This window comes from Chryseobacterium urinae (assembly GCF_030518295.1).
Taxonomy (GTDB): domain Bacteria; phylum Bacteroidota; class Bacteroidia; order Flavobacteriales; family Weeksellaceae; genus Chryseobacterium; species Chryseobacterium mucoviscidosis.
Genome location: NZ_JAULSJ010000002.1, coordinates 172,070 through 195,673 on the forward strand (window position 1 = coordinate 172,070; position 23,604 = coordinate 195,673).

25 protein-coding genes are annotated in these 23,604 nt (G+C 35.4%); 15 read left to right on the forward strand and 10 right to left on the reverse strand.

The window, feature by feature from the left end; translation table 11 throughout:
• The first annotated feature begins 18 nt into the window (after positions 1–18).
• The 3 genes from bioD to bioA all read left to right on the forward strand — a co-directional run bounded on the left by bioD (position 19) and on the right by bioA (position 3,489).
• Entirely contained in the window at positions 19–669 is a 651-nt protein-coding gene (bioD, locus tag QWT87_RS01985) for a dethiobiotin synthase (protein WP_302713144.1), read from the forward strand.
• Entirely contained in the window at positions 666–1,646 is a 981-nt protein-coding gene (gene bioB, locus QWT87_RS01990; RefSeq protein WP_235130759.1) for a biotin synthase BioB, read from the forward strand. Before bioD ends, bioB begins: the two co-directional genes overlap by 4 nt.
• A gap of 571 nt (positions 1,647–2,217) precedes the next feature.
• Entirely contained in the window at positions 2,218–3,489 is a 1,272-nt protein-coding gene (gene bioA, locus QWT87_RS01995) for an adenosylmethionine--8-amino-7-oxononanoate transaminase (RefSeq protein WP_302713148.1), read from the forward strand.
• A 6-nt stretch (positions 3,490–3,495) separates the two neighbouring features.
• Here bioA and QWT87_RS02000 read toward each other — a convergent pair whose 3' ends face one another.
• On the reverse strand, positions 3,496–3,816 hold the full coding sequence (locus tag QWT87_RS02000) for a winged helix-turn-helix transcriptional regulator (RefSeq protein ID WP_302713150.1): 321 nt from the start codon (positions 3,814–3,816) through the stop codon (positions 3,496–3,498).
• Positions 3,817–3,909: 93 nt separating this feature from the next.
• On the opposite strand from QWT87_RS02000, the gene QWT87_RS02005 reads away from it, so the two are divergent.
• From QWT87_RS02005 to QWT87_RS02020, 4 genes are all read left to right on the forward strand, one after another.
• Complete coding sequence (locus QWT87_RS02005) at positions 3,910–4,677, forward strand: MBL fold metallo-hydrolase (RefSeq protein WP_302713152.1); 768 nt, start codon at positions 3,910–3,912, stop codon at positions 4,675–4,677.
• A gap of 58 nt (positions 4,678–4,735) precedes the next feature.
• Positions 4,736–5,272 (forward strand): GNAT family N-acetyltransferase, encoded by a 537-nt coding sequence (locus QWT87_RS02010; RefSeq protein WP_302713154.1) that lies wholly within the window; start codon positions 4,736–4,738, stop codon positions 5,270–5,272.
• A 108-nt stretch (positions 5,273–5,380) separates the two neighbouring features.
• Positions 5,381–6,088, forward strand: a complete 708-nt coding sequence (locus tag QWT87_RS02015; protein WP_302713156.1) for a DUF421 domain-containing protein — start codon at positions 5,381–5,383, stop codon at positions 6,086–6,088.
• 470 nt (positions 6,089–6,558) lie between these two features.
• Positions 6,559–7,479 (forward strand): DUF3078 domain-containing protein, encoded by a 921-nt coding sequence (locus QWT87_RS02020; protein WP_302713158.1) that lies wholly within the window; start codon positions 6,559–6,561, stop codon positions 7,477–7,479.
• 87 nt (positions 7,480–7,566) lie between these two features.
• Here the strand turns inward: QWT87_RS02020 and QWT87_RS02025 are convergent, their stop codons facing one another.
• The 3 genes from QWT87_RS02025 to QWT87_RS02035 all read right to left on the reverse strand — a co-directional run bounded on the left by QWT87_RS02025 (position 7,567) and on the right by QWT87_RS02035 (position 9,787).
• On the reverse strand, positions 7,567–8,382 hold the full coding sequence (locus tag QWT87_RS02025) for a ferritin-like domain-containing protein (RefSeq protein WP_087710193.1): 816 nt from the start codon (positions 8,380–8,382) through the stop codon (positions 7,567–7,569).
• A gap of 24 nt (positions 8,383–8,406) precedes the next feature.
• Entirely contained in the window at positions 8,407–9,114 is a 708-nt protein-coding gene (locus QWT87_RS02030; protein WP_087710195.1) for a ferritin-like domain-containing protein, read from the reverse strand.
• A 103-nt stretch (positions 9,115–9,217) separates the two neighbouring features.
• Positions 9,218–9,787, reverse strand: coding sequence for a fasciclin domain-containing protein (locus QWT87_RS02035; RefSeq protein WP_087710197.1), 570 nt, complete (start codon positions 9,785–9,787; stop codon positions 9,218–9,220).
• 338 nt (positions 9,788–10,125) lie between these two features.
• On the opposite strand from QWT87_RS02035, the gene QWT87_RS02040 reads away from it, so the two are divergent.
• Complete coding sequence (locus QWT87_RS02040) at positions 10,126–10,602, forward strand: RNA polymerase sigma factor (protein WP_087710199.1); 477 nt, start codon at positions 10,126–10,128, stop codon at positions 10,600–10,602.
• A 1-nt stretch (position 10,603) separates the two neighbouring features.
• Positions 10,604–11,413, forward strand: coding sequence for an anti-sigma factor (locus tag QWT87_RS02045; protein ID WP_302713163.1), 810 nt, complete (start codon positions 10,604–10,606; stop codon positions 11,411–11,413).
• Positions 11,414–11,503: 90 nt separating this feature from the next.
• Here QWT87_RS02045 and QWT87_RS02050 read toward each other — a convergent pair whose 3' ends face one another.
• Together QWT87_RS02050 and QWT87_RS02055 are read right to left on the reverse strand one after the other, a co-directional pair.
• Positions 11,504–13,348, reverse strand: a complete 1,845-nt coding sequence (locus QWT87_RS02050; protein ID WP_302713165.1) for a chloride channel protein — start codon at positions 13,346–13,348, stop codon at positions 11,504–11,506.
• A 67-nt stretch (positions 13,349–13,415) separates the two neighbouring features.
• Complete coding sequence (locus QWT87_RS02055; RefSeq protein WP_302713167.1) at positions 13,416–14,693, reverse strand: NAD(P)/FAD-dependent oxidoreductase; 1,278 nt, start codon at positions 14,691–14,693, stop codon at positions 13,416–13,418.
• Between the two features lie 151 nt (positions 14,694–14,844).
• Between QWT87_RS02055 and QWT87_RS02060 the strand changes: the two genes are divergently transcribed.
• Together QWT87_RS02060 and QWT87_RS02065 are read left to right on the forward strand one after the other, a co-directional pair.
• Positions 14,845–15,834: an aldo/keto reductase gene (locus QWT87_RS02060; RefSeq protein WP_302713169.1), complete on the forward strand. Its 990-nt coding sequence runs from the start codon at positions 14,845–14,847 to the stop codon at positions 15,832–15,834.
• 162 nt (positions 15,835–15,996) lie between these two features.
• Positions 15,997–16,569, forward strand: a complete 573-nt coding sequence (locus tag QWT87_RS02065) for an OmpH family outer membrane protein (protein ID WP_302713171.1) — start codon at positions 15,997–15,999, stop codon at positions 16,567–16,569.
• A 116-nt stretch (positions 16,570–16,685) separates the two neighbouring features.
• On the opposite strand, the gene QWT87_RS02070 is transcribed toward QWT87_RS02065, so the two are convergent.
• Together QWT87_RS02070 and QWT87_RS02075 are read right to left on the reverse strand one after the other, a co-directional pair.
• Entirely contained in the window at positions 16,686–16,856 is a 171-nt protein-coding gene (locus tag QWT87_RS02070; RefSeq protein ID WP_106408105.1) for a lmo0937 family membrane protein, read from the reverse strand.
• Positions 16,857–16,989: 133 nt separating this feature from the next.
• A complete protein-coding gene (locus QWT87_RS02075; RefSeq protein ID WP_302713174.1) occupies positions 16,990–17,787 on the reverse strand; it encodes a Cof-type HAD-IIB family hydrolase in 798 nt (265 codons plus the stop codon).
• Between the two features lie 154 nt (positions 17,788–17,941).
• On the opposite strand from QWT87_RS02075, the gene QWT87_RS02080 reads away from it, so the two are divergent.
• Positions 17,942–18,397: a PA2169 family four-helix-bundle protein gene (locus QWT87_RS02080; RefSeq protein ID WP_273136174.1), complete on the forward strand. Its 456-nt coding sequence runs from the start codon at positions 17,942–17,944 to the stop codon at positions 18,395–18,397.
• Positions 18,398–19,087: 690 nt separating this feature from the next.
• Here QWT87_RS02080 and QWT87_RS02085 read toward each other — a convergent pair.
• Complete coding sequence (locus QWT87_RS02085) at positions 19,088–19,768, reverse strand: XRE family transcriptional regulator (protein ID WP_302713179.1); 681 nt, start codon at positions 19,766–19,768, stop codon at positions 19,088–19,090.
• Between the two features lie 886 nt (positions 19,769–20,654).
• On the opposite strand from QWT87_RS02085, the gene QWT87_RS02090 reads away from it, so the two are divergent.
• Both QWT87_RS02090 and QWT87_RS02095 read left to right on the forward strand, forming a co-directional pair.
• Positions 20,655–21,158, forward strand: a complete 504-nt coding sequence (locus tag QWT87_RS02090; protein ID WP_302713180.1) for a YdeI/OmpD-associated family protein — start codon at positions 20,655–20,657, stop codon at positions 21,156–21,158.
• A 17-nt stretch (positions 21,159–21,175) separates the two neighbouring features.
• Positions 21,176–21,640, forward strand: a complete 465-nt coding sequence (locus QWT87_RS02095; protein WP_302713181.1) for a hypothetical protein — start codon at positions 21,176–21,178, stop codon at positions 21,638–21,640.
• Positions 21,641–21,673: 33 nt separating this feature from the next.
• Here QWT87_RS02095 and QWT87_RS02100 read toward each other — a convergent pair whose 3' ends face one another.
• Positions 21,674–22,705 (reverse strand): threonine aldolase family protein, encoded by a 1,032-nt coding sequence (locus tag QWT87_RS02100; protein WP_302713182.1) that lies wholly within the window; start codon positions 22,703–22,705, stop codon positions 21,674–21,676.
• 84 nt (positions 22,706–22,789) lie between these two features.
• Between QWT87_RS02100 and QWT87_RS02105 the strand changes: the two genes are divergently transcribed.
• The gene (locus QWT87_RS02105; RefSeq protein ID WP_302713183.1) at positions 22,790–23,443 is read left to right on the forward strand and encodes a metal-dependent transcriptional regulator; all 654 of its coding nucleotides are present in this window, start codon (positions 22,790–22,792) and stop codon (positions 23,441–23,443) included.
• The last annotated feature ends 161 nt before the right edge of the window (positions 23,444–23,604 follow it).

Sequence of the window (23,604 nt, forward strand, 5' to 3'; positions counted from 1 at the left end):
CAAGAAACCATTGAAACAATGAACATTGAATTAGAAATAAAAAATATGAAGCAGAAAACACTCTTCGTCACAGGAATCGGGACAGAAGTCGGGAAAACGGTTTGTTCGGCGGTTTTAACCAAATATTTTGAGGCAGAGTATTGGAAACCTGTTCAGTCCGGAGATTTGAATTATTCTGATACGATGAAAATTAAAGACTGGGTAGGAGAGCATACGGTTTGCCATCCGGAAAGATATCGTTTTAAGCTGGCCGCATCACCGCATCAATCGGCTAAAGAGGAAGGGATTCTGATTGATTTGAATGAATTCCAAATTCCGAAAACACAGAATCATTTAATCATAGAAGGAGCGGGAGGATTGATGGTTCCGCTGAATGATAATGAATTTATTATTGATTTAATTGAAAAGCTGAACTTTCCCGCCGCTTTGGTTGTGAAGAATTATTTAGGCTGTATCAATCATACATTGTTATCTGTTTTAGTTTTAAACCAAAAGAAAATTAAACTGAACTATTTAATTCTCAACGGAAATTTTCCACCGGACACAGAAAGAGTTATTTGTGAAAATATTCCACCGGAAACTGAAATTATAAGAATTCCTGACCTTGAAAATATAACAAAAGAAAGTATAGAAAATATTGCACTACAATTAGAAAAAATAGAATCATGAATAAGAATCAACTAAGAAACGACTGGACGAAGGAAGAAATAGAAGAAATTTACAATCTTCCGCTTCTGGAACTTGTTTATAAAGCTGCAACGGTTCATCGTGAGTGGCATAATCCTGAAGAAGTTCAGATGTCAACATTGCTTTCAATTAAAACAGGAGGCTGTCCGGAAGACTGTTCATATTGCGGACAGGCAGCACGTTATCATACGAATATTAAAGTTCAGGCTTTACTGCCTACAGAAACAGTCATTGAACACGCCAAAAAAGCAAAAGAAGGCGGCTCATCGCGTTTCTGTATGGCTGCAGCGTGGAGAGAAGTGCGTGACAACCGTGATTTCGACCGTGTTATTGATATGGTAAAAGGCGTAAATGAACTGGGATTGGAAGTGTGCTGTACGTTGGGAATGTTAACGGAAGATCAGGCAAAACGCCTTCAGGAAGCAGGTTTGTATGCATACAATCACAATCTGGATACTTCCGAGGAATACTACGATGAAATTATTTCCACAAGAACGTTCGACAACAGAATCAATACCATTAATAATGTAAGAAAAGCCGGAATTACGGTTTGTTCGGGAGGAATTATCGGATTGGGAGAAACACCAAAGGACCGGATTTCGATGCTTTTAACATTGGCAACAATGCCGAAACATCCGGAATCTGTCCCGATCAACGCATTGGCAAGAGTAGAAGGGACGCCGCTTCAGGATAACGAAAAAACGAATACCTGGGAAATGGTAAGAATGATCGCTACAGCAAGAATTGTAATGCCTTCATCAATGGTTCGTCTAAGCGCAGGAAGAATTGAAATGACTGAATTTGAGCAGGGATGGTGTTTCATGGCGGGAGCCAACTCGATCTTTACAGGAGAAAGAGAAACGCTTCTGGTAACACCAAATCCGGGTGTTTCTGAGGATATGCAGATGTTGCAGACTTTGGGATTAAAGCCGATGATGAAAGAGAAAACGATGTGCTGAAAAGTGAATGGGGAAAAGTGAATACTGAATGGTCAATAGTCAATTTTTTGGAGTGTGAATAATAACAATTCACGATTGACAATCCAGCATTGAATTCTATTCATAGTTTTCAGTACTTATCTATTAATATAAAGAATGATTAAACGCAGAGAAAAATATTCTGTTTTAATAATAAGTAAATCAAAGAAATTTCCGTCAGAGACGGATGATGAAGCGTTCGCTTGATGGCAGATGAAATCTGCTTTACTTTGCTTAGCTTAAAATATTAATTTAGAAATATAGTCTTTGCGTTTACAATTTATGATTGACAATTCAGTATTGAATTCTATTCATAGTTTTTAGTACTTAATGTAAAAAATGATTAAACGCAAAGAAAATGTTTTGTTTTAATAATGAGTAAAGCAAAGAAATTTCCGTCAGAGACGGATGATGAAGCGTTCGCTTAATGGCAGATGAAATCTGCTTCACTTTGCTTAGCTTAAAATATTAACATGGAAATAAAGTCTTTGCGTTTAAACTTGACGATTGACAATTCACCATTGATAAAATTAAACATTACGAACAATTATTTATGAATTTACAAGAGCGCGACAGAGCCGTCAACTGGCATCCTTACACGCAGATGAAAACGGCGGAAGATGCAATCCCGATCGTGAAAGGAAGCGGAATTTATTTGTACGATGAAGACGGAAAAAAATACATCGATGCAGTCGCTTCGTGGTGGGTTACGCTTCACGGTCACGCGAATCCGTACATTGCACAAAGAGTTTCTGAGCAGTTGAATACGCTGGAACAGGTTATTTTTGCGGGATTTACACACGAACCAGCCATTAAGCTTTCTGAGAGTTTACTGAAACTGCTGCCTGAAAATCAGGAGAAGGTTTTTTATTCGGATAACGGTTCTACTGCGGTGGAAGTGGCGCTGAAAATGTGTATTCAGTTCTGGCATAATCAGGGAAAAGAAAAGACGAAAATTCTGGCTTTTAAAGAAGCTTATCATGGTGATACGTTCGGAGCGATGTCGGTGAGCGGAAGAAGTGTCTGGACAAAACCTTTCGGGGAAATGCTTTTTGAAGTGATCTTTATTGATCCGCCAACTTCCGGGAATATTGAGGATTTAAAAGTTATCATAAAAAATCATTCTGAAGAAATTGCGTGCTTCATTTACGAACCGCTGATTCAGGGAGCTGCGGGAATGTTGATGCACAAAGCCGAAGATTTATCAGAACTGATGAAGTTTTGCAGAGAAAGTGAAATTTTAATGATTCAGGACGAAGTTTTTACAGGTTTCGGAAGAACCGGAAAGCTGTTTGCGGCAAATTATCTTTCGGAAAAACCGGATATCATGTGTTTTTCGAAGGGATTAACGGGAGGAACAATGCCGATGGGAATTACAACTTCTTCACAACAGATTTTCGAAGCGTTTTTGTCGGATGACAAATACAAAACCTTGTTTCATGGTCATTCTTTCACGGCGAATCCTTTAGCCTGTACAGCGGCTTTGGCAAGTATGGAATTGCTTTTGAAAGAAGAAACGCTGGAAAAAATCAATGCAATCAGTCAGAAACATTTTAATTTTTCTCAGGTTTTAAAAAATCACCCGAAAGTTGAAAATGTAAGACAGACCGGAACAATTATCGCCTGGGAAATTAAAAATGATGAAAAAACGTCCTATTTTAACGAAATCGGGAAGGTTTTGTATAATGAATTTTTAAAAAGAGGAATCATCATGCGTCCTTTGGGAAATGTGATGTATCTCGTTCCGCCTTACTGCATTACGCCTGAAGAACTGGATTTTGTGTATGGGAATATTCTTGAAGTTTTGGATGGCTTCAGTAATTAATTGATTTTAAACTCTTTGATGTTCGTTTCCCCATTGGTGAAGTTCATCAAGGATCGGACCGAGCTTTTTGCCTCTTTCCGTTAATTTATAATATACTTCCGGAGGAAAATTGTAGACTTCAACCCGTTGAATGATATGATCTTCCTCCATTTGTTTGAGCTGTTCTGCCAGAACTTTTTTTGAAACTTTAGGCATTTTTCGCCATAATTCCACAAAACGGATTTCTTTTTCCTCAAAAAGATTAGATAAGATAAGCGGTTTCCACTTTCCAGAGATCATGTCTAATGTTTTTCTCAGTCCGCAGTTTTTAAATTCTTCAAATGTCATACGTTACAAAATTGTATATAGTGCACCTTTTGGTAACCATCGATTATTTAATTTCACTTAAATAATAGCTTTGCAGATACAAAATTAAAGAAAATGAAATTACAATTATGGCGAAATGCAACACTGCTTTTAAATATTGATGGATTGAACATCTTAATTGATCCGATGTTGGGTGAAAAAGGTTCTTTAGGAATATTTCCGATGGTAGACAATGAATTATTGAATCCGTTAGTTGATTTACCTTTCACTGAGGAAGAACTTCAGGAAAAATTAAAAACGATTGATGCGGTAGCCGTTACACATCTTCATCCGGATCATTGGGATCCGAAAGCGATTGAACTATTAGATAAAAATGTACCCATTATTTGTCCTGAAATCATTTCCGAACAGATTTCTGAGGCAGGATTTAAAAATGTGATTGCTTTTAACGATACAGTACAGTTTAAAAATATTGAAATTTCTTTAACGGACGGACATCACGGAACAGGGGAAATTGAAGAACAGATGGGCGTAGTTCATGGATTTGTCTTTAAAAATGCTGAACAGTCTGTTTATATTGCGGGTGACAGTATCTGGTGTGAAGAAGTGGAACAGGCAATTAAAAAACATCAGCCGGAGCACATTATTGTTGCGGGAGGAGCAGCAACTTTTGTAGTGGGAGATCCGATTGTGATGACAAGTCATGATATTTTGAAAGTCTGTGAAACCGCGCCGAATTCAAAGGTCTGGGTAACACATCTTGAAAGTTTAAGTCATTCTAAAGAAGACAGAAAATTCATTAAAGAAAAAATTCAGGAGAATGGTTTGGAAGAAAGATGTTTTATGCTGAATGACGGTGAAGAAGCTGAATTAGATGCCTAAATCTCTTGCTTAAAGATTTGAGATTAAATCTTAATTTAGCCGGAACAAATTATAAAAAATGCATTTAGAAACAGAAAGATTACTGATTCGGGATATAGCTTTGGATGATAAACAGGCAGTTTTTAATTATCGTTCTGATGCGGAAGCGAATAAATTTCAGAGCTGGATTCCTGAAACTTTGGAAGATGTTGAACAGTTTATTGAAAGAAATAATAAAGAATTTAATCAGCCGGAAAGCTGGTATCAGGTTTTAATTACGGAAAAAGATACAAAAGCTGTGATCGGCGATATCGGAATTCATTTTTTTGGTGCAGAAAATTTGCAGACAGAATTAGGAATTACTTTAAATAAGGACTTTCAGGGAAGAGGGTATGCTTCTGAAGCGTTAAAAGGAGTAATTAATTTTCTTTTCAGTGATCTGAAAAAACACAGGATCATGGCTTCTGTAGATCCGGAAAATATTGATTCTCTTAAACTGATGGAACGCATCGGCTTTAGAAAAGAAGGTCATTTTGTGAAAAGTCTCTTCTGGAAAAACAAATGGACAGATGATGTAATTTACGCTTTGCTTCGGGAAGAATGGAGTAAAGAATAAGAGAAAAACCGTTTCAACAGAGGCGGTTTTTGTTTTAAGTACAGACGTTCATGATGCGTTTTTCTTTTGCTTGGCGTATTTTTTGAACCTTGCAAAAATAAATTTTATATGTTATCCATATTTCTTTTAGAATTAGACTGGAAAGAACTTCTGATGGGGCACGAAGAGTGGTCTTTTATTCTGGAAATTATTCTCCGTACTGCCATTATGTTCATTACGATCATCATCGGATTAAGAGTTTTAGGGAAAAGGGGAGTGAAGCAGCTTTCGATTTTCGAACTTGTGGTGATTATCGGACTTGGTTCTGCGGCGGGAGATCCGATGTTTAATAAAGATGTCGGAATTGTTTCATCATTCATTGTTTTTGCCGTAATTATTCTTCTGTACACCATTGTAACCTATTTTATCGCAAAAAATAAAAAAATCGAACAGCTTATTGAAGGAAAATCCATCTGTCTGATCGAAAACGGAGAATTTTCCATTGAAAATTTTAAAAAAGAAAATCTCGGCAGTGATGAATTTTTTGCTGAATTAAGGTTAAAAGGAATTTCTCAGTTGGGACAGATCGAAAGTGCCATTGAAGAAATTTCGGGAGAAATCAGTGTGTTTTATTTCGAAGATGAAAGAGTAAAGTACGGACTTCCGATTATGCCGGATTCTCTGGATCATCCTGTGAAAACGATTGTTCATGAAGGATTTTATTCCTGCACGTTCTGCGGACATACGACAGAAAAACACAAAGGTATGGCTGGAAACTGCAGCAAATGTAAAAAAGACGAATGGGTGGCTTCAAGCAATAGAAAGCGGGTTACCTGATAAAAACAAAAAAGACTCCTTAGAAAGGAGCCTAAAAAAACACAAATGATGAAAAAAAATTATTTCGATTCACAAATATAATCAAAAAATGATTTTCCAACCTAATATTTTCAGAAAAAAAATAACATATTTTTTTCATGATGTTAATAGATAAAAATGATTGGCTTAAAACTGTGATTTTTTATTTCTTTATAATCTTTTTTTTTAATTTGTTTCAAGCCTATGTAAAGACTCTATGGAGCTTTATTTGTCTAGAAATCATATTCGCGAGATACTCGGCGTTCCGTAGGAACGCTATCTTTGAATTAAATACAATGACTGATCATATCTTCTCATTTACCTCTTACCCTTTTTAATTACCGACTTTATATTGACTAAGTGTAAAATAATTTCACATAAATTCTTTTAAGTTCAAAATTTTTAACAAATCAGTAAGTTTTATTTTTAATTTTAAACCAAAATATAAACTTATGAAAAGAAAATTACTTCCACTTATCGTTTTATTAGGGATTCATCTCTGCGCTCAGGAAAAAAGCGAAGCTGCTGTTTCGGATACAGCAAAAGTATGGAGCATTCAGGGACAGAATACCTTAATGCTCAATCAGGCAGCTTTTTCCAACTGGGTTGGAGGAGGAGCCAATAATGTAGGATGGCTTGCCGGAGTAAACTATAATCTTACGTACGAAAAAGGAAAAGATCTCTGGGAAAATATTATTATTCTCGGATACGGACAAAATAATACGAAAGGAGTAGGAACGAGAAAAACTCAGGATGTAATTAATCTTTCCACTAATTACGGAAGAGAATTTGCGAAGAACTGGTATATTTCCGCAGGAGCCAGTTTACAGACACAGTTTGCACCGGGTTATGCAGACGGAAATAATCCTGATGCCGCGAAAATTTCAAATTTCATGGCTCCGGGTTATCTCAATATGGGAGCCGGAGTTACTTACAGACCCAATGACAATTTTACGGCAACAATACGTCCTGCCAATGCAAGATGGACCTTTGTTTTAGATAAAGAACTTCAATACAAGGGAATTTATGGATTAAAGAATGACGGAGACTCTTCTCTGTTTCAATTCGGTTTTTTGGGAACAGCTATGTATAAACTAAAGATCATGGAGAACATTACTTTAATGAATACAGGTTCTGTTTTCTCCAATTATCTGGATCATCCTGAAAGACTTGTTTTAGCATACAGCGGAATTTTGAATATGAAAATCAATAAATTTATTTCCACAAATGTAACGCTGGACTTACTGTACGATCATAATCAGATTGCTAAAACACAGCTAAAACAGACTTTAGGAGTCGGCTTTGCTTATAATATTGATAATGGCAGAAAACGGTCTGAGAATAAAGAAAACCAGACGTGGCTTAAAAAATAACTGGCAGTTATTTAATATTTTAAAAAAATCCCTTTCCGAAAAACTCGGAAAGGGACTAAACAGCTAAAAATTTAAGGTAAAAACCCCTCAGACAATGAATAATGATGCAATTGCCTGGGCATCACTTCCACTTAAAATCTCGTCATAGGCAGCAGAACCTGCAGCGGCTCCAAAAGCTGTTGCGGTATTAAAGCCAGCCTGATTTGTATTGCCTTCTCCGGCGTAAACAGGATTGGTTGCAGAAGGCATATTTCCTCCGTCTGCCAATTCTATCCATCCTTTGTTGGCTCTCATTCTTCTTACCTGTGAAGCGTGTCTTGCTTCTACAGAGTGAATCTGCAATGCAGCCTGAAGAACAGTTTTATTAGACATTACATTTCCTGCCTGTCCTTTGTACGCTCTTACTCCGGTATCTTCAAATGCCTGAGCTAAAACAAGGAACTGATTGTAATCTGTAAAAGGTGAAAAATTACCGTTCGCCGTAAAATCGAAGGTCGGTTTAGCGCCCGGAGTTACTCCTAAAGAAGTTAAAGTATTTTTCAAAAACGTTACGTGTGCAGATTCATGTTTTGCAATCTGCATAAATACCACTTTGTCTGCACTCGGAATCAAAGACGAAGCCGCCAATCCTAATGCATAATATTCATTTTCAAGATATTCTAAAACCAACGCCAATTGTAATGCATCCGTTAAAGCACTTTTAAAGAATGTTGCATTTTTTGTAGTATCTGTGGTTTCAGCTTTTGCAGGAGTCGTCATTAAAGCTCCTAATCCAAAAGGTACTGCAGCAATAGCCGCTTTTTTCCCGAAAGATGAAATATTGGTAAGTGTTTCTAATCTTGATGTTTCTGTAGTGAAGAATTTATCATCAGAAAGCTTATCTAGTAATTTAAGAATATTCATAATGTAATTTTTTGAAGTGAATAATTAACCGATTCCCTGTTCTTTCCAAGTGAAAGGTGTTTTGAAAAATCCTCCTGCTGCCGATACGACATCTTTTGGTTCTTTTGCAAGATCCAATCCATTGGCATCAATCACGTCATCTCCTGAGAAAGCCGCGGTTCCGGGGTTGATAAGGTTTCTGATTGCTGAAGCATGTCTTGCCTCCACGGAAACAATTTTACCTGCAATTACCAGATAATCTGCATTGGTAATGTATTTTCCTGCTCCGTTGTACGCTGCAACTCCTGTATCTTCCAATGCTTTTGCAGTAGCCAGTACAGAGTTTCTGTCGTTAAAATTTACATTCGGGTACTGAAACTCCAGAGTAGGCAGTACATTGGATGTTGCTCCGCTAATTGCTGCTTTAAAAAAGTCTCTGTGAATTACCTCATGATGATAAAGATCTGTAAAAAGCTGTTTTTCAGCATTTGAGATTCCGGAATAGAAATTATTAACCACTTTGGTATAGAAATCTGCTTCCAGTTGTTCAAGTGCATAAGCATAGTTCAATACACCAACATCACCTTTTCCAAGGTCGAAAACGTTATTTTCAACCATATCGAAATTATCGTCATCACAACCGATCATGGTAAGACCTGCAAGAGCAAGACCTACACCGCTCAGTTTCAAAAAATTTCTTCTGCCTGTATCCAGAGTTACTCCCTGGTTAGACACATTAATAGTTTTTTTCATAATATTATTTTTTAGTGTAGAGGTTTATATATTTTAATGTGTTTTGGACAAAGTTGAAAGAAAACAGCATAAATATTATGCTGTTTCTCACACTTAAAAATTATTATGGCATTAATACCGTATCTATAACATGAATTACACCGTTAGACTGGTTAACGTCTGCAATAGTTACTTTTGCATCGTTACCTTTAGCATCTCTTACATAAAGATTTTTACCTTTTGCCCAGAAAGTAAGTTCTTCACCTTCAACTGTTTTCATCATTGCTTTTCCGTTTCCGGCTTTTACTGCTGCCCAAACCTGTTTAGAGCTGTATTTTCCCGGTAAAACATGATACGTAAGAATTTTTGTAAGCATTTCTTTATTTTCAGGCTTCACAAGATTTTCTACTGTTCCTTTCGGAAGTTTGGCAAATGCTGCATCCGTAGGTGCAAAAACAGTAAACGGACCTGCTCCCTGTAACGTTTCTACAAGACCTGCAGCTTTTACAGCAGCTACCAGTGTTTTGTGATCTTTAGAATTTACTGCGTTCTCAATAATGTTTTTAGACGGATACATTGGCGCTCCTCCTACCATTACTGTTTTTTCCTTCATTGTCTGTGCTGTAGCGTTTCCACTGAAAGCGAATGATAAAGCTACCATTCCTAAAACTGCGATTTTTGATCTAGTATTCATTTTTTTTAATTTTTAATGATAAATTATTCGATTTGTCTGTTGTTAAAATCATTTACGAACTCGGTTTTATTTTGGATTTAAAAATTTGAATAAAAATCACAAGTAATTGAAAAACAGGTTATTAAATTTTATATTTGTTTTGAAATAGATGAATATTGTTTACAATCTGTTAATATATACTCTGTTTTAATAAAGATTTAAAAGAGTTTTTAAAATTTGGTTATCATTAATATTATTGTTACTTTTGATGGGTAAAATAATTTACTATTAAAACAAAATATTCTGAAGAGCAGCTAATCGTTTTACTAAAGGAAAAAAACGAAACAGGTTTTCATCATCTGTATGATCACTATTCCGGTGCATTGTACGGGGTGATTCTTCGAATTGTTCAGTCCAAAGAATATACAGAAGAGATTATTCAGGACGTTTTTGTTAAAATATGGAATTCTATCCATCAATATGATGTTTCTAAAGGTAGATTTTATACCTGGATGATTAATATTGCAAGGAATACAGCGATCGATTATTTAAAATCAAAAGGATTTCAGAACCAGTTAAAAAACCAATCGCTTCCAGATTTCGTATATGATTCTACAGAGCTTTCAACGACTAATGATTCTTCCGATTATATCGGTTTTGCCAGTGTGCTTGAAAGTCTGGAGAAAGACAAAAAGGAACTTATCGATCTCGCGTATTATCAGGGATATACACAAAACGAAATATCCGAAAAACTGAAGATACCGCTGGGAACGGTTAAAACTAAAATGAGGAATGCACTTATGAAACTTAAAGATTTGCTAAAAGATTATCAATAAATTGAACACTAAAGAATACATATCATCCGGAATTATAGAATCTTATATTCTAGGTCTTGCTTCTCCAGAAGAGGCGGGAATTTTGGAGTGTGTGATGAAAAACAATGCGGAAGTAAAAGCTGCTTTTGAAGAGGCACAGAAAACACTGGAAGATCTTGCAACAGCACAAGCGGTAGCACCTCCGGCAGATTTAAAATCGAAGATTTGGAACAAAATTCAGCAGGAACAGATTGCTGAAGAGGAAAAGCCTGTATTTTCTGCGGATATCCCTACGGCAAAACCACAGGAAGAAATAAGAATTCAGGGAAATAACAACTGGAAAGTGTATACCGTTGCAGCATCGGTATTGCTTCTGGTAAGCGTTGGCGGAAATATTTTCTGGATGAACAGCCAGAAAGAAACTAAAGAAGCGGTTGCAAAAATGGAGACTGAGAAAAACGCTCAGAATCTTGCAATGCAGAGACTAAATCAGAAAATGGAGATGGTTTCCAATCCTGATATGAAAATGGTGAAACTGAAAGGCGTAGAAAAACATAACGATTCCAAAGCGATGGTTTTCTGGGATACTAAAACCAAGGATGTTTATCTTGACGCGGAAAGTTTACCAAAAGCTCCGGAAGGAATGCAGTATCAGCTTTGGGCTATTGCAGACGGAAAACCTGTAGATGCAGGGATGTATACGGAAGAAAAAGACAGCAAAATTGCGCTTGCCAACATTCCAAATGCTCAGGCTTTTGCCATTACACTGGAAAAAGAGGGTGGAAGTCCCGTTCCTACTATGGAAAATATGTATGTAATGGGAGAAATTTAACTGTAAAAACAATTTTAAAATATGAAGACCGACGTTTTGTCGGTCTTTTTTGTTGGATAGAAAAGGATAAAATTTAATCAACTGAAAAAATTATTCAGAATATTCTTTTAAAAGCTGTCGGTAGCTCATTAATATAGTTGATTTCGATATAAATCCTATAAATTTATTGGCAGAATCCACCACAGGTAAATTCCAGACTCCGGTATCATCAAAAGTCTGTAGGATTTCCAGAGGCTGATCTTCCGGACGAATAATCGCAGGTGGAGCTTTCATGATCTGAATAATTGTGGCATAAACTTCATCACTCGTAAACAGATAAGGTCTGATGTCATCCAGCGTTAAAATTCCTCTTAATACTTTATCTTCATTTACTACCGCAAAAATATTTTTATTACCGTTTTTTACCAGTTCAAACAATTCCGTTACAGGAGCATTTTCATCAATCGCCTGAGAATATCTATCGATGAATTCTTCTGTTTTTAAAGAAAAAAGAATATTTTTATCATGTTTATTGGTGAATATTTTTCCCTGATCGGCTAAAGATTTCAGCTCCGGAGAAATAGGAGAGAACCACTTCGCAATGAGATAAGAAATGATGGAAACAATCATCAAAGGAATAAAAAGATCATACCCAAAACTGGATTCCGCGATAAGGAAAATAGCCGTTAAAGGAGCATACATCACACCGCTCATTGCACCTGCCATTCCTACCAGAACAAGATTTGTTACAGGAACGTCCGTAAAACCGATCTGCTGACAGACAACAGCAAAAAGATACCCTACTGTTCCGCCTGCAAAAAGCGAGGGTGCAAAATTCCCTCCGTTTCCACCACTGAAAATGGTGAAAGAAGTAGCAAAAGCTTTCAGTAATAAAACCAGAATTAAGAAAATAATAATCGTAAAATCTTTTATTTCAAAATATCTGAAAAAACTATTCTGGATAATATTGTGGGTATTTCCATTGGTAAAAGCTTTTACCGTATCATAACCTTCTCCAAACAAAGGCGGAAAAAGAACGCAAAGCAGCGACAAAACCGCTCCGCCAAACATTGCTTTTCTAAGGCGAGACATATTCAGCCCTTTGATGAAATGCTCAACTTTTTGGGAGATCACCACAAAATATCTTGCGTACAGACCTGTAACAATTCCCAGAATAAGATAGTAAGGAAGATTTTTATAATTAAAAGCTTCCCGGGTATAGAATCTGAAAAGAATATCTTCCTGCAGGAGAATTCTGGAGAGTAAACTTCCGCAAACCGCGGCTACAACCAAAGGAATAAAGTCTGTAAATACAACACCCGTTAAAAGAATTTCGAAAGCAAACATAATTCCGGCAATCGGAGCGTTAAAAGCGGAAGCGATTCCGGCAGTTGCTCCGGCAGCCAACAGAAGGGTTCTTTCTTTGTAACTGAGGCGGTAAGTCTGCGCAAAATTAGAACCGATGGCTGCTCCGGTTACTGCAATCGGACTTTCAAGTCCCGCAGAACCACCAAGTCCTACCGTAACGGCACTCTGTACAATCTGCGAATACATTTTCACGGAAGAAACAATGCTCGAATTCTGTGCAATTTCATATAAAATTGCGCCGATCCCTTTTCTGTCCTGTCCTTTAAATATCGTTAAAACAATACTCGTCGTTAAAACAATCCCCAGAAACGGAAAAATAATATAAAACAGAACCTGATATTCAAAATGAACCTTTGTTGTGATAAAATGATGAATATTGTGAACCAGAGTTTTAAGAATTACACCTGCCAAACCGGCTGAACAGCCCACAATAATCCCCGATAAAACCAAAAACTGGTTCCTGCTGAGTCTGTTGTTTAGCCAATGTAAGATGAGTTCGTAGCTGCGCGCTTTTTCAAGTCCATACTTCTGAAAGTCTCTCTTGAACTTCAGGAAGCTCAGAAACTTTTTCTTATTATGAATATTCACTTTTGGGAATTTTAAACTGTAACCGAATTGCTACAGTTTTGTAAAGTTATGAAATAAATCATGAAATTTAAAATTCCGTGTGAAAAGCATTTTCTTTTTTAGGTCTCAAAATAAGACGGATAGACGGATTATTGGTAATGAATAATCTTAACCAGTTGAATGCCAATCGTACTTTACTGCCAAAACTTATCAGCGGGATAATGTGAATAAAAAGCCACGTTAACCAAGCCGTAAATCCTTTGTAGGAAAAATTGGGAAGATCTACAACCGCATTGAATTTTGAGATGATTGCCATGCTTCCTTTATCGTTATACTTAAAAGGAATCTGAACTTTTTCCTCTTCAATCCTTTTAAAATTCTTACCTAAATTTTTGGCATGCTGAATGGCAACCTGAGCCAATTGCGGATGTCCTTTCGGGAAATTTTCATCCGAAAACTGTAACGAAATATCTCCTAAAGCATAAATATTTTTTGTTCCCTGAACTTTATTGTAAGCATCAACCAAAATTCTGCGTCCTTTACCTATGCTTTCTTCCGGAATTCCCGGCACTTCTCTGCCAATAACGCCTGAAGTCCAGATAAGAGTTTCAGTCTCAATGGTTGTTCCGTCTCCTAAAATTACTTTTCCGTCCACATAATCTTTTACGGCTGTATTTAAAATAATTTTTACGCCCAGTTTTGTAAGTTTATCATAAGCGGCTTCCTGAGCCATTTTGCTCATCGGCGAAAGTAAAGTAGGCAGTGCATCAATTAAATAAATATTCGAGAGTGAGAATTTAATTTCAGGATATTCTTTTTCTGCGATGTAGCTTCCCATTTCCGCAATCATTCCGGCAAGTTCCACGCCGGTTGGTCCGCCTCCCGCAATCACAATGTTCTGAAGTTTCTGAGCTTCTTTACTATTTTTATTTCTTGCCGCTTCTTCAAGCGTTAAAAGCATATAATTTCTCAAATAAAGTGCTTCATCAATGGTTTTCATGGGGATAGAACATTTTTTCACATTTTCCATTCCGAAAAAATTGGATTCCGTTCCCAATGCAAGAACCAGATAATCATAATGAAGATTTCCCGTATCGGTTTCAAGAATATTATTTTCATGATCTGCTTTTACAAGATTTCCCATGTGGAAATTTACATTTTTATAATTGGAAAGCAGCTTTCTGAAGGGATAACTGATGTTTGAAGCCTCAATAAACGATGTGGCAACCTGATAAATAAGTGGTGGAAAAAAGTGATAATTGTTTTTATCGACTAAAGTAATTCTGAATCTTTTGTCATTAACCAAAGATTTTATAAGATTAACTCCTGCAAAACCTCCTCCTACGATTACGATGTGTTTTTTCATATGTATGTGCGATTGAAAATGTTACCGTATTTTATTCAATAATAAAGCCAAATAGGCGGTTTCAATTATTTAGACATAAAAATTTACGATTAAACATTATCTGCACGATGTTTGTACCCTTTAGAGCAACCAAATTTTTAAATATTACCATATGAAAGCAGATGTTTTAAAGGAAAAACACAGACTCGGATTAGGTGGAGTAGCCATCGGAACAGCCTTTGATAAATTAACAGACGGCGAATCTTATGAAGTTTTGCAGAAAGCATGGGATCTCGGAATACGATATTATGATACATCGCCGTGGTACGGACTAACAAAAAGTGAAAGACGATTCGGGAATTTTCTTCACAGGCAAAACAGGGATGAGTTTGTACTGTCTACCAAAGTCGGGCGTTTATTTGTGGAAGTTCCCGAAGACGAAGTTCCGCCAACCATGTGGAAAGCACCTTTACATTATGATTTTGAACACAATTACACGGCAGATGCCATTAAAAGATCTATTGAAGAAAGCCTTGAAAGAACACGTGTGAGCCATATTGATATTGTTTACGTGCATGATTTGTCTGAAGATCAGGTAGGAGACCGCTATCCGTATTTTTTGAAGCAGGCGAGAGAAGGAGCGTTTAAAGTTTTATCGGAACTGAGAGATCAGGGCGTTATTAAAGCTTGGGGAATGGGCGTGAATAAAATTGAACCGATTCTGGATTGTCTGGATTCTGCAGATCCGGATATTTGTCTTTCTGCAACGCAATATTCTATTCTGGAACATGAAGATTCAGTCGACCGATTGCTTCCCGCAGTAAGAAAAGCAGGTGTGAAGCTGGTTTCCGGCGCAGGTTATAATTCTGGATTTATCAATGGACGAGATCGTTACAATTATAAGGATGTGATCCCAAAAGGAATGAAAGAAAAACGTGAAAAGATTGATGAAATTGCCAGAAGATACAATACCAACATTACCCACGCCGCGTTGCAGTTTGTTTTGGCAGCCGATGAATTTGCATCCATCATTCCCGGAGCGAGCAAACCGGAACAGGTGGAAGATAATGTAAAAGCTCTGCATGAAAAAATTCCGTCTGATTTCTGGAAAGAGCTGCAATCGGAAGGATTAATTTACGAAAAAGCGCAGATCCCAAATTAATACAGCTTTCATCCATTTACCATTTAAAAACCTCTCTTAACGAGAGGTTTTTGCTATTTTATACTGTTTAAGATAACTTTATTTTAAATATCACTACCAATATAGTTATATTTATTATATTTGCTGAATTTTAAAAAACGAAAAATAAAAATTTAAATAAAGATGAAAAAGTTTATCACAACATTTTCTATAGCGGCAGGACTTTTCCTTACGTCTAACACGGTAAGCGCGCAGCAAAAAATCGGGCATGTAAATTCGGATGATATTTTTACCAATCTTCCGGAAGCTAAAACAGCAGAAGGTTCATTAGATACTTTCACCAAAGCAAAGCAGGGTGAGATTGAAAAGATGATCACTTCTTATCAGACAAAATTAAAAGCGGCTCAGGATAAAGAAAAAACGATAAGTGAGGCAAACAAAGAGACTGTAATTAAAGAATTAACAGCGGCTCAGACAGAATTGCAGACCTTAGGTAAAGATATTGAAACTTCAAGAACAAAAGCGGCACAGGAAATTTCTAAAAAGCAGACGGAATTATTTACGCCGATTCAGAAGAAAGTAAGCGCAATGATTGCTACGGTAGCAAAAGAAAAAGGATTGGCTTATGTGTTTGATATTGCGCCTTCTCAGGGAAACAGCCAGGTTGCTTATATGGATGGAGGAGAAGATATTACTCCAACTGTAAAGTCTAAACTGGGAGCTACAGGAACTGCTTCAAAACCGGCTTCTAAGTAATATTTAAAAAAATTATGAATAATTCTAAGGTAAAAATTATTCATTCAAAATAAAAAAGCCGGAATCAGGAATATGAAAATTCCCGTTTCCGGCTTTTATTTCTTTTATACGACGGTCTAATCGAGAGGCTTTCGACCGGATATCAGATTATACAGTACCACAATGATGGCAATAACCAGCAATACGTGAACTAAATATCCTGTACTCATCCCCGGAACGATTCCTAACATTCCTAAAAGCCATACCACAATACAAATGACTGCGACTAACCATAATAAACTTCTCATAACTAAAATTTTTAAGTGATTTGATAAGGTAAATACACATATTATGCCTTTTTCTTAAAAACAGCTTAAAAATATATACCACAAATTATGAAAAGTGAATTTTTTTACACAAAAATTAGCGTGTAAATGGAATTTAATCCAGAAGACCAAAATGGATTAAAGCTTTTTCAATTCCATGATTGTCAACATCTTCGGTTACGTAATCTGCAGCTTCTTTTACGCTGTCGTTCGCATTTCCCATGGCGATGCCGATTTTTGTAAATTTTAACATAGAAATATCATTTCCTCCGTCTCCGAAAGACATCGTTTCTGAAACGTCGATATCAAAATATTTACAGAAATTTTCGATTCCTGTCTGTTTACTTATTCCTCCGGGATTTACATCGGCAAAAAGGGGAGTCCATCTCGAAGATATACTTTTGGGCATTACTTTTTTCATAAATTCGGATTCGGCTTCCGGTTTCAGAAAAATATTTGCCTGAATTACATTTTCAATATCAATATTTTCTTTATCATGAATGGGCGGAACTGGAACGTTGATGTGAGCGTACATTCCCACTAATTCTGGGGTTTCATCGTTTATTTCTACTTTATCTTCATACATTAAAGAATAGCTCAGCGGAAAATTTTTGGCATAATGAATCAGACTTTTAATGTCGGAAGGATCTATTGTATGTCTGGAAATAAGCTTGTTTGAGGCTGTAACACAATACGATCCGTTAAAAGTAATGAAACCGTCAAACTTCAGATGATTAATATGACGTAAGGAATTGATGGATCTTCCCGTTGCGATAATAACTTTTATTCCTTTTTCTCTTAACTTTTGAATAGCATTTTGGGTAGAATCGGGGACTTTTCCTGTTTTAAAGCTTAATAATGTTCCGTCTATATCGAAAAAGACGGCTTTAATGTTGTGATTTTGGGTGTTCATTGAAGTTTAATAATTTAATCGTTTAAGATTTAAAACAAAAATACAACAATATAATTTTGTTTTATGATGTCGTATTTTAATTGAAACTGAATTATTGCAGAATCTATAAGGTACGGTTATTGTAAAGATTTTAGCACACCAATAATAAAATAATATGAAAAATCAGGAGGAAATCGATCTTTTGAATGATCTTGTCCACATTACGAATGACAGAATAAAAGGCTTTGCAAAAGTGGAAGGTAAAATATGGGAAAGCTATCCCGACGTGAAATCGGAATACGCAAGAATGAATTCTCTTTCGAAAGTTATGAAAAACGAACTCATAGATCTCATCACCGAAAATGGTGGTGAAGCGAATGATTCACCGTCTGTTGCCGGAACACTCCACAGAACGTGGATTGATATCAAAAATTCTTTTACCATTGGAAATACGGAAGAATCTACGATTGAAAATGTAATTTTTGGCGAAAAAGCGGCGATTGATGCTTATCAGAACGCAATTGACACCGGAAAACTGAGCGAAAAAAGCAGGGAAATTGTTTCGGAGCAGCTTAAACACATCAAAGATTCTTATCATGAATTCAAAGGAAAAAGCAATTATAAAGAATAGTTATTGTTTTTCTTACAGATCAACTTCCTGAAACGGGAAGTTTTTTTATGTCTAAAAAAAATTATTCTAAAACAATTCAGAATGGAATTCTGACAACCTTTTTTGGGAAATAGAATCATTACAAATCACCAAATATTGAATAAAAATTAATGAATTATTCTAAAAAACAAATAATTCCGGCAATTTCTCATCAATCAGATGAATACTTAAGGATGTAGAAATTTTAAAAATAAACATTTGAATATCAATCAAATGAATTAATAAATCAATAGAAAATAAATTATTTTATTTAGGAAAAATTTATCCATAAAAATTTATGATAAAAATATCATTAAAATCTTTTGTACTATTAAAATTATTCATACATTAGTGATGTATAAAATACAAAACTTTATCATTTATAGAACTTAGGAAATAATTATCACTAAAAGTTTTATTCATTCTTTTATATATTTAAATTCTGCTTTAAAATTAGGTATATGCCACTCTTGTAAAAGGGTGGTGTTTTTTATGATATAGAAATATGGATTAAAATTTGTAAAAAAACCAATTATTCTGATCAGAAAATAGAAAATAATTTCCGTAGAATAATTTAACATAATATTCTACGGAAATTATTTGAAAATTCCTAAATAGAGTAGTATAGAAACTCAACCAAGAGAATAAATAAATTGATTGAGTTTGTTTTCCTTAAAAATCCTCAGGAAAAATTCCTGTTGCATATTGCCACACTTCAACTACCTCATTTAAAGGAATTTCGTAAGGCTCATAAAATGTGTTATCTGCGGCAACCGTTAAAGAATTTTCATTTTTAGATTTCAGACGTTTGTAAGTAATACCGTCATTTAAAGTAATGAAAACGTAGGTGTTACCGGATTTCAGATCATTAAGGCCTTCCATATATTTTCCGATGATGTATGAGCCGTTCTTAAAGGGCGGCATAGAATCTCCATCCGCAGGAAATGCACGGAATTTTCCGTTTTTCAGAAAAGGAAGAGAAATTCTCTGAAGGCTTTCAATATAATCCGGATCGCTGTAACCCGTTAAATAACCCATAGAAGCTTTCTGAGAAACAATTTCAATGCTTTCATCGCCGTTCTGATCTACCATTACAGGCAGAACAATACGATTATCAGGAAGTTTCAGCATATCTTCAAGGGCATGTTTTGTTAAATCTACCGACAGCAAAAGATCAATACTAACATTAAAAATTCTTGAAATTCTAATTAAAACATCAACCGGAGGTTTAGATTTTCCGTTTTCATAAGAACTGTATCTGGAAGCTGTAATCTCTATTTTTTGAGACAATTCGCGTTGGGTTTTTCCTAATTTGGCGCGTAAAAGTCTGATATTTTCTGAAAAAATCGACATATAAAAAATTAAAACGTAAAAATACGAATGTTTGCCGGAGAATCCTAAGTTTTAGGGCAGTTGTGGATAAGTTCCTTTAAAAAATATTTTGATAGAGTCGGTAATCATTTATAAAATTAAAATCGCTGAAGAATATCTGAAGTAGAAAAATAAAGTTTTGAATTTGTTAGAGATTATAAAGGAAAGTTTCAATAAACAATTAAACAGGATCATCTGAAAGAATTTTGATCATGAAAATATCCTGGTTTTCAATTTGAAAGAATTCTTAAAATACACCCTATTTAACATAATATAAATTATAGGATTTTTAATTTATGACTGAATAGAGTATTTATGTCGTTCTTTTTAAATTCTTCTAAATCTTTTATTCATGGTCATTTAGACGTTTTAAAACCCTATAAAATAAAGCTCTACCTATGCTATTTATTTAATTTATAACACCATATATGCGTTTAAAAAAGCTTCGCTTCTATCTTATGATTAATTTTACATTTTTATATCATTTATCTGCATTAATCTACGTTAATAATCCAGCTTGATTCAAAGTCTGTTTAAACTTTTTATTAACCGCAAAAGTCACAAAAGATGACAAATTTTTATTTAAAGCTGATCATTATAAATGAAAAAGTTCACAATAATTCTTTAAAAATCTTTGATTTTTATTCTTTTGAGCGCTTTCATTATTATAGAAATTGACTTTAAAATTGTCTTTTGTTGCTTTGTGGTTAATTCTGAAATTAGTTTAAACAAATTTTCAACTTAAAACTGCTGTAATGATTTAGCTTAAAATATTTATGAAATAATTTAAGTGGCAATACGAAAAATGAATAAATTTGATTTTACCTTAAACCGAAAATAATTTCAATCAGTTGTAAATGAAAATATTATGAATCCAAAAGTTGATTTCTTTTTTAATAAAACCGGACAATGGCAGACAGAATTTGAAAAATTAAGAACAATTGCATTGAAAACTGAGCTTACAGAAGATTTAAAATGGGGCTGTCCGTGTTATACATACGAAGGGAAAAATATTTTCCTGATTCATGGTTTTAAAGAATATTGCGCACTCCTCTTTTTCAAAGGTGCTTTGATGAAAGATGCAGAAAATATTTTGATTCAACAGACTGAAAATGTTCAGGCTGCAAGACAGGTTCGTTTCACAAATCTACAACAGATCATTGATTTAGAGCATGTTTTAAATGATTATATATTCGAAGCGGTGGAAATTGAAGAATCCGGAGCGAAAGTTGAAATGAAAAAAATACATGAATTCAACATACCTGAAGAATTTGCTCAAAAACTAAATGAGAATCCGGAACTTCAGAAAGCTTTTGAAGCGTTAACTCCAGGAAGACAGCGTGCTTATCTACTCTATTTTTACTTTTATTAAGCTCACTATCGGTTGTATTGTTTAACTGCAACAAAAAACCGGAAGCTCCGGCTGCAAATGAAGTTTCTGCGGATACCACTGCGACAACAGAAAAAGTTACGGATACATTGGGTGCAAAATCATTCTGTTACATGGGAGTTACCGGAAAAGATACCGTTTTTGTAAGCATTGACGATAACCTGGGAACCATCACCGGAAAAATGGCAACCAAAAACAACGAAAAAGACAGCAATAAAGGAACTTTAAGCGGCATCAAATCGGGAGATACGCTTAAGTTGACCTATGAATTTGCTTCTGAAGGAGTTTCAGGAAATAAAAACGACATCTATTTTATACAGACCAAAGACGGCTTAAAGGAAGGAATCGGCGAACGTGATGCTGAAACCGGAACAAAATATGCCAACGAAAAAAAGATAAAATATGAAGGAGGAAGAAACCTTAAAACCGCTGATTGCAGTACGGTTACAAAGGCTCTACAATAAAATATAAATGCAACCGATTTTGGTTGCATTTTTTTATAATTCTTTGTTAATAATTTCAATAAAACTGTTTACGGCTTCATCATCTGTATTCCAGGAAGTGATGAGTCGGACAGCAGAAAAATGTTCATCGATTTTCTTCCAGACATAAAATTCAAACTTTTCGGATAGTTTTTCAATTAAATCATGACTCAGAATCGGGAAAATCTGATTGGTATACGTGTCGGATAAAAACTGCACTCCCCTTTCTTTCATTGCATTTTTCATCTTCATCGCCTGCGAATTGGCGTGTTTTGCCAGATCAAAGTACAGATCATTTTTCATCAGTTCCAGAAACTGAATTCCCAAAAGTCTTCCTTTGGCAAGTAATGCTCCTTTTTGTTTGATATTAAAGGCGAAATCCTGTTGCAGCTCCCTGTTATTGATTACGATGGCTTCCCCGATTAAAGCTCCGTTTTTGGTTCCTCCGAGATAAAAAACGTCAGTCAGTTCTGCCACTTTTTCCAGCGTAAGATCGCTGATTTCGGAGGTTAAACCGTGTCCCATTCTCGCACCGTCCACAAAAAGATAAAGACCTTTTTCTTTACAGAATGTAGAAAGTTCTTCCAATTCTTTTAAGGTATAAATCGTTCCCAATTCCGTAGAATTCGAGATATAAACCATCTTTGGCATTACCTGATGCGGAACGTTTCTATGATTCTCAAGAACCGGAATAATGTCTTCCGGAGTTAATTTTCCGTCTGCTTTTTCAATGCCCAGAATTTTATGTCCCGTTGCTTCAATTGCTCCGGTCTCATTGTTAAGAATATGTCCTGTCGATGCAGAAACTGCACATTGATAAGGTCTTAAAACCGAAGAAATAACGATAAGATTTGCCTGCGTTCCGCCCGAAACAAAATAGATCTCAGAATCCGGACCGGCGATTTTTTCTTTTATCAATGCTTTGGCTTCTAAAGAATACAGGTCTTCTCCGTAACCGGCTTGCTGATTGAGATTATGCTCTGTAAGAGCTTTTAAAATATTGGGATGACAACCTTCTGAATAGTCGTTTTTGAATGAAAATTTCATAGAGTAAAATTAAAAAAGTTCGCCGAAAGTGCCTAATTTATTCATAATATTTTGTTAGATTTGTACAGAATATCATCTAACATTTTGAAAAATACATTAACAGAAGAGAATTATCTGAAAGCTTTGTTTCATCTGGTTGACCATGAGGGAAAAGTGACGATTAACGAACTGAGCAAATTTCTGAACGTAAAAATGCCAAGCGTTAACAACATGATGAAGAAATTTGCAGACAAAAGCTGGGTAATTTACGAAACTTACAAACCTTTGATTGTCACGGATAAAGGTCGTCGTGAAGCTTCTTTGGTCGTAAGAAAACACCGCCTTACAGAAATGTTTCTGGTGAAAAAAATGAATTTTGGCTGGGAAAATGTTCATGAGATCGCGGAACAGCTGGAACACGTCCACTCTACTGTTTTCTTTGACAAAATGGATGAAATTCTGGATTATCCGAAATTCGATCCTCATGGAGAACCCATTCCCGATAAAGATGGAAATATTATTGCGCAGGATCTGCAAAAACTAAGCAACTGCGATGTTGGCGAAACGGTTGTGTTTGCATCGGTTACGCTTTCGGATGATGCTTTTTTAAATTATCTCACCGAAAGAAATTTACTCCTGAATAAAAAAATCAAAATTATTAAGATTGAAAGTTTCGATAGATCCGTAACCATCGAAATCGAAGGAAAACAGGAAGTTTTAAGCAAAAAAGCGACGGAAAAAATACTGGTGAAAAAATAATTTTTTAGCCTTAAATATATGCTTCGACAAGCTCACTTCATATTAAACTTGTTTAAACTAAATTCAGAATAAACCGCAAAAGAGACAAAAGACTTTATGGGATTTATTTAAAGTATTTCAAAAGTCTGCAAAGAAAAAAAATCTTTGATTTTTAAACTTAT

Coding starts and splice junctions, on each gene's coding strand:
- bioD (WP_302713144.1), top strand. CDS start 19: ATGAACATTGAATTAGAAATAAAAAATATGAAGCAGAAAACACTCTTC.
- bioB (WP_235130759.1), top strand. CDS start 666: ATGAATAAGAATCAACTAAGAAACGACTGGACGAAGGAAGAAATAGAA.
- bioA (WP_302713148.1), top strand. CDS start 2,218: ATGAATTTACAAGAGCGCGACAGAGCCGTCAACTGGCATCCTTACACG.
- QWT87_RS02000 (WP_302713150.1), bottom strand. CDS start 3,816: ATGACATTTGAAGAATTTAAAAACTGCGGACTGAGAAAAACATTAGAC.
- QWT87_RS02005 (WP_302713152.1), top strand. CDS start 3,910: ATGAAATTACAATTATGGCGAAATGCAACACTGCTTTTAAATATTGAT.
- QWT87_RS02010 (WP_302713154.1), top strand. CDS start 4,736: ATGCATTTAGAAACAGAAAGATTACTGATTCGGGATATAGCTTTGGAT.
- QWT87_RS02015 (WP_302713156.1), top strand. CDS start 5,381: ATGTTATCCATATTTCTTTTAGAATTAGACTGGAAAGAACTTCTGATG.
- QWT87_RS02020 (WP_302713158.1), top strand. CDS start 6,559: ATGAAAAGAAAATTACTTCCACTTATCGTTTTATTAGGGATTCATCTC.
- QWT87_RS02025 (WP_087710193.1), bottom strand. CDS start 8,382: ATGAATATTCTTAAATTACTAGATAAGCTTTCTGATGATAAATTCTTC.
- QWT87_RS02030 (WP_087710195.1), bottom strand. CDS start 9,114: ATGAAAAAAACTATTAATGTGTCTAACCAGGGAGTAACTCTGGATACA.
- QWT87_RS02035 (WP_087710197.1), bottom strand. CDS start 9,787: ATGAATACTAGATCAAAAATCGCAGTTTTAGGAATGGTAGCTTTATCA.
- QWT87_RS02055 (WP_302713167.1), bottom strand. CDS start 14,693: ATGAAAAAACACATCGTAATCGTAGGAGGAGGTTTTGCAGGAGTTAAT.
- QWT87_RS02060 (WP_302713169.1), top strand. CDS start 14,845: ATGAAAGCAGATGTTTTAAAGGAAAAACACAGACTCGGATTAGGTGGA.
- QWT87_RS02065 (WP_302713171.1), top strand. CDS start 15,997: ATGAAAAAGTTTATCACAACATTTTCTATAGCGGCAGGACTTTTCCTT.
- QWT87_RS02070 (WP_106408105.1), bottom strand. CDS start 16,856: ATGAGAAGTTTATTATGGTTAGTCGCAGTCATTTGTATTGTGGTATGG.
- QWT87_RS02075 (WP_302713174.1), bottom strand. CDS start 17,787: ATGAACACCCAAAATCACAACATTAAAGCCGTCTTTTTCGATATAGAC.
- QWT87_RS02080 (WP_273136174.1), top strand. CDS start 17,942: ATGAAAAATCAGGAGGAAATCGATCTTTTGAATGATCTTGTCCACATT.
- QWT87_RS02085 (WP_302713179.1), bottom strand. CDS start 19,768: ATGTCGATTTTTTCAGAAAATATCAGACTTTTACGCGCCAAATTAGGA.
- QWT87_RS02090 (WP_302713180.1), top strand. CDS start 20,655: ATGAATCCAAAAGTTGATTTCTTTTTTAATAAAACCGGACAATGGCAG.
- QWT87_RS02100 (WP_302713182.1), bottom strand. CDS start 22,705: ATGAAATTTTCATTCAAAAACGACTATTCAGAAGGTTGTCATCCCAAT.